Below are 5,086 nucleotides of genomic sequence, written 5' to 3' on the forward strand. Positions count from 1 at the left end.
TCGCGGTGGCCGCGTCGAATTCGGCGTCCCTGAAGCCGGTTTCGTTGCGGTTCGATCCGCTGGACAGCAATTTGCTCGCGAAGAAGAGCGTGGAATCGTTGGTGCCCCAGGAGATCGTGTACAGCGGCGCCTTCAGCCAGGTCTGGTCGTAGAAGGCGTTCGGCTCCTGGGTGACCACGTCCAGCCGGACGCCGATCTCGCCGAGCTGGGTGGCGATCACCTTCGCCGATTCCACCTCGCCGGGGGCCTCGGCCTTGGTGACGAAGGGGTAGCTGCGCCCGGTGTCGAAATTCGCCTCGCGCAGCAGCGTTTTGGCGCGCTCGACGTCGCGGGTGCGCTGGGCGAGGGAGGTGTCGTAGAGCGGATCGGCTGTGCCGAGGACGTCGTTGGCCACCGTTCCGTATCCGGAATGCACCTGGTTGACCAGGGCTTTGCGGTCGACGCCGAGCCGCAGGGCGGTGCGAACCCGCGCGTCGGCGAACGGGCCGTCGGAGGTGCGCATGGCGACGCCGACCACCGTGTCGTTCGGGCGACGCACAACCGTCAGGTCGCCGCGTCCTTCGGCGGTGCGGCCCGCGATGGCGCCGACGTTGGAGGCCAGGTCGATCTGCCCGCCGAGCACCGCGTTGCCCAGCGCGGTCACGCTTTCGAACATGGTGACCTCGATGGCGTCCAGCGGCGGCAGCCCGCCGTGCCACCGCTCGTTGCGCACCAGCCGGGCGTTGCCGCCCTGATAGGACTCCAACCGGAACGGTCCGCTGCCGACGGCTTTGCCGAAATCGGTGGTGTCCCGCTTGACCGTGAAGGTCATCAGCCGGACCAGCAGCGGCAGTTGGCTATTCGGTTCGGGCACGGCCAGGACCACCCGGTTCGGCCCGTCGGCGGTGATGTCCTCGACGGCCACCGGCATCTTCGACGCGCCGCCGACCGTGCGCAGCCTGCGCAGCGACCACACGACGTCCTCGGAGGTCACCGGCGTCCCGTCGTGGAAGGTCGCGTTCTCGGCCAGGGTGAAACTCCAGCGCCGCCGATCGGCGTCCGGCTCCCACCGAGTCGCCAGGCGTGGAACGACATTCGGGTTGCCGCCGGGCACGGTGAGAGCGTCGTAGACCAGCGAGGTGACGAGGAAGTCGCTGTCGTTGCTGAGGTTGGCGTGCGGATCGCGTTCGATACGGGCCGCGGTGCCGAGCGCGCCGACCCGCAGCGTGCCGCCCCGCCGCGCGGGCCCGGACGCGTCGAGGTCATCGGAACAAGCGGCTGCCAGCAGCACCGCCCCCACCCCGAGACTCGACCGCAGCAGGTCTCTGCGAGTCAAAACCATTGTGCTGCCCTCTTCCTGAACCGAACCCACGGCGGTACCGCGCACAGCGCCTTGATCAGGACAGGCTAGCCTAATGCACTGCGCGACTCACCGATACCGGCATCAAAACGGCAGCGCAAGGGCGTATCTCCCGCAACCGTGCGAACCGGCCTCGACGCACCCACCGGCCGCCGTCTCACTCGGCCCAGAGTTATACGATTCGGCTATTTTTTCGCCGACTCGCTTAGGTAAGCCTTGCTTCACTTCGCGTTAAGGGCTACCTTCCCATATTAATCGTGACCCCTGCTTTTCCCACCGATGCGAAGAAGGGAAACCCGGTGAAAAGCGTTCTCTCCGAACGTAAGACGCTTCACCCCCTAGACCTCGAACGACGTGAGCTCTCCCCAGGAGCGGCCCGCGCGGTGCGCGCTCTTGCCAGAGAGATATCGGCCACACTCGATCTCGCGCTCACCGATCCGGTCGCCGCCGCGCGCACCCTCACGGACCCGGCGCTGATCGAACGGATCGATGCGGGCGTCGCGGAACTCCCGGCCGAGGTGCGCCACGCGATGCGTCCACCCGCGACCCCCGCGGGCGCCGCCATCGTAGGTCGTCTTCCGTTGGCGGACAATGAATTCGGACCGACACCGCCGAGCTGGCGGGAGGCGGCGCGCTGGAGCGGCGATCGGCGGCGACGCGCGCATTCGTTCGAACTCGACGTGGTGATGCTGCTGTTGGCGCGGAGTGCGGGCGAGCCGTTCGGCTGGCAGGGCCAGCAGGACGGACGGCTGGTCAACAACATCGTTCCGGCGGTCGGGCACGAGCACGAACAGTCCGGCGCCAGCAGCAAAGTGCTGCTGAGCCCGCACACCGAGGACGCGTTCCATCCGCAACGCGCCCACCTGCTGATGCTCGGTTGCCTGCGCAATCCGGATCTGGTCGGCACCACCGTCTCGTCGGTGCGCCGAGTCGAACTGTCCACCGCGCAGCGCGAGCTGCTCAGCACACCCACGCTGCCGATCCTGCCGGACGTCTCCTACGGCGATGGGCACGAAACCTACACTGCCGCAGCGGTTCCGACGCTGTGGAGCGCCGCTGGACCCGAGCAGCAGACGCTGCGCTACGACCCGGCGTACACCCCGCTCGAGGATGCCGATCCCGAATTCCGCGCAGCCTACGAACAACTCGCCGCCGAGCTCGAGCGCGTCTGCGTGACCGCCGCGCTCTCCCCCGGCGAACTCTTGCTGGTGGACAACGACGTCGCCGTACACGGCCGCGTGCCGTTCACCGCGCGGTACGACGGCACCGACCGGTGGCTCAAGCGAGTGAACATCCGGCTTCCGGAACGGCGGCGCCGCGCCGAGGAAGCCGACGAGAATGGCTACGGGCAACAAACCGTAGCCCCCTTCCGAACGGCGGCGACCCCGCCGGTCGAGAGCGGCACTCATGAGCGGGATGCAGTACGACATGATCGAGGACCCCTTGAGCACGCGTGACCGAAGCACACCCCTGCGGGTGTTGAGCCGCAGCGACCTCGCCGACGTGCCGATCACACCGGCCGCGGTGGTACGCGCGGTGGAAGAGGCGTATCTGGCGCTGGCGGCGGGTGATTCGGACAACCCGCGCAAGCTGAGCGTCGCCAACCCCGACGGCTGGTCGGTCGCCTACGCCATGCTCGGCCGGGACGGCCGCAGGCGCGTGGTGGCGATGAAGACCTCCTACAAGTTCGACCCCGGCCACGATCGCAGCACGAAGCGGTACTACACGACCATCACGCTCTACGACGACAGCACCGGCGCACCGATCGCGATGATGGACTGCGCACGGGTGGGCGCGTTGCGCACGCCCGCGGTGTCGGCCCTGCTCGTGCGCGAGACGATCCGGCGCGGCGCGGAGAGCGTGCTGCTGATCGGCACCGGAACCCAGGGCCGCAACGCCCTTCCGCACCTGCTCGCCGCCAACCCGCAGTTGCGCAAGCTGATGGTCTACGGCACGCACCCCGATGGCCTGGCAGCCGTGCACCGCGTGCTCGCCGAGCACCATCCGCACGCGCTGCTCGAGACCGTCGCCGATCCGCGCGCCGCGGCTGCCACGGCCGATGTCGTGCTGGCCACGGCGGGCCCCGGCACCGAGGTCGCGCTCGAATCCGACGATCTGGCGCCGGGTTCGGTGGCGGTGCTGGTCGGCTACGGATTAGCGCCGTCCACGCTGATCGATGCCGACCGCGTGATCGCGACCAGCGCCGAGCAGATGGCGCTGACCGGCACCGACATGGCCGGGCCCGACGGCACGCTGCGCGCCGTGGACGCCGAGCTGCCGCAGATCCTGAATCGCCGTGCGGTCGCCCGCCGCTCGGACGAGGAGCGCGTCTTCGTCTACAACAGCGGACTGGTGCTGACCGACATCGCGGTGGCCCACGCGCTGGCGGAGCGGGCGATCGCGGAAGGCCGCGGCACGGAGGTGCCGCTGTGGGACTAGCGCACGGAGGTGCCCGGTGGGCCTAGAACACGCGAGTGTCACCGTGCAGCCGGGAGACGACGCGGCCACGCGCGATCCGATCAGCGCGACGCCGATGCCCGCGCACCTCGACCCATGGGAGCGCCGCCTGCTCGCCGATCCCGAACTGCTCGGTGACCTCGCGTTCGCGGTGGGCGGTCCGTTCCACGTGATGTATCCGGCTCGGGTCGGCCACAACATCCGGGCGTTCCGCGCCGCCTTCACCAACGCCGGCGTGCACGGCGCGATCTACTACGGCAAGAAGGCGAACAAGGCCGCGTGCGTCGCGCGCGCGTGCGCGCACCACGGTGCGGGCGTCGACGTCGCCAGCGTCGGCGAACTGACCGCCGCGCTGGCACAGGGGGTACGCGGCGGCGAGCTCATGGTCACCGGACCTGCCAAGGCGGACGAATTGCTGTGGCTGGCCGTCCGGCACGGTGCGCTGATCGCCGTCGACGATCTCGATGAGCTCGAACGGCTCGCCGCGCAGGCAGCTACCGACGGTCCGGCACGCGTGCTGATCCGCGTGCTGCCTGCGGCATCGGCCAGCCGGTTCGGCATGACCTCCGGCGAAATCGAGGACGCCCTCGCGCTGTGCGGTACACACGAATCGATCCGCCTGGAAGGCTTCAGTTTCCACCTGTCCGGCTACGACGCGGTGGCGCGCGCGGAACTGGCGGGCGAGCTGATCGCCCGCTGTCTGCACGCGCGCACGCTGGGGCATCCGGCCACCACCGTGTCGATCGGCGGCGGCTTCGGTGTCGACTACGTTCCAGCGGAGGCGGCGATGGAATTCACCGCGGGGGTCGGCCGACAGTGGTTCCACTCCGGGAAGTCCTTCGATTCGTACTATCCGTACCACTTTCCGGTGCCCGGCGCGGCCATGCTCGCGCAGATTCTCGACCACGAGGATCTCGCCGGGCGACTGCGCGACAACGCCGTGCGGCTGGCCGTCGAACCGGGACGCGCGCTGCTCGCGCACGCGGGCTGCACCGTCTTCCGGGTCCAGGGCAGCAAGACCAGGCATGCGCACGGCGCGCCCTACCGGCTGCTCACCGTCGACGGCACCAGCCTCAGTCTCTCGGAGCAGTGGTTCGACAGCGAGTACCTGCCCGATCCGGTGCTGTGGCCCGCGCGGCCCGGCACCGCGACGCCGACCAGCGTCGGCGCGGCCACCTGCCTGGACTCCGACATGCTGAGCTGGCGGCGGGTGCCGCTGCCCCGCCCCGCCGAGGTCGGCGATCTGCTGATCTACCCGAATACCGCCGGTTACCAGATGGATTCGAACGA

General features: G+C 69.4%; 4 protein-coding genes. 3 read left to right on the forward strand and 1 reads right to left on the reverse strand.

The window, feature by feature from the left end:
* Nucleotides 1–1,321: ABC transporter substrate-binding protein (locus ON21_RS23675; RefSeq protein WP_039800910.1), on the reverse strand; the 1,321-nt coding region annotated here is incomplete at its 3' end.
* A 317-nt stretch (nucleotides 1,322–1,638) separates the two neighbouring features.
* On the opposite strand from ON21_RS23675, the gene ON21_RS23680 reads away from it, so the two are divergent.
* The 3 genes from ON21_RS23680 to ON21_RS23690 all read left to right on the forward strand — a co-directional run.
* A complete protein-coding gene (locus ON21_RS23680; RefSeq protein WP_051021269.1) occupies nucleotides 1,639–2,796 on the forward strand; it encodes a TauD/TfdA family dioxygenase in 1,158 nt (385 codons plus the stop codon).
* Nucleotides 2,768–3,778 (forward strand): ornithine cyclodeaminase family protein, encoded by a 1,011-nt coding sequence (locus tag ON21_RS23685; protein ID WP_174372200.1) that lies wholly within the window; start codon nucleotides 2,768–2,770, stop codon nucleotides 3,776–3,778. Before ON21_RS23680 ends, ON21_RS23685 begins: the two co-directional genes overlap by 29 nt.
* A gap of 16 nt (nucleotides 3,779–3,794) precedes the next feature.
* Nucleotides 3,795–5,086 (forward strand): alanine racemase (locus ON21_RS23690; RefSeq protein ID WP_245562702.1); only part of this gene is annotated, 1,292 nt, incomplete at its 3' end.

The sequence above is a fragment of the Nocardia araoensis NBRC 100135 genome (assembly GCF_000308435.1).
Classification (GTDB): domain Bacteria; phylum Actinomycetota; class Actinomycetes; order Mycobacteriales; family Mycobacteriaceae; genus Nocardia; species Nocardia araoensis.